Consider the following 436-nt stretch of genomic DNA (forward strand, 5'->3'; position numbering starts at 1 on the left):
GTGTCGAAATCGCCGTAGGGAACGAGCGTATCCTGGATGACGTTGCCGGCGTAGCCGATGAACGTATTGAAGGCCGATTCGTCCTTACCGACGCGCAGGCCACCGAGCTGGATCCAGGCGAAGTTCAGCGAAGCACCGGTGTTGCCGGCAGGATTGACGGCGTTGGCCGCAGGGAGCGGACCCGTCGGACCATCGGGGTCAACGAGTGCACCCGCATCACGGTTGTTGTTCTGGAAGTTGAAGCGGGTCTCGGTGTAGGTCTTCAAGGTGCCGAGCTCGGTTTCCTGGCCGGTCCAGGTCCTCAGCGAGAGGCGGGCCTTCTTGAACCAGGTGTCGTTGCTGCCGCCGTCCTCAACATCGGCGGACGTCGCACCGTCGAACGAACCCACGTCGCCGCCGCCGATGTCGTAACGGACATAGCCGCCGATGCGCAGGC

At 63.5% G+C, this 436-nt stretch carries 1 protein-coding gene; it reads right to left on the minus strand.

Annotation, left to right across the window (positions count from 1 at the left end):
• On the minus strand, positions 1-436 hold a 436-nt coding region (locus tag ACWTU9_RS33240), incomplete at both ends, for a porin (protein ID WP_455862023.1).

The sequence above is a fragment of the Mesorhizobium sp. 128a genome, from assembly GCF_053848025.1.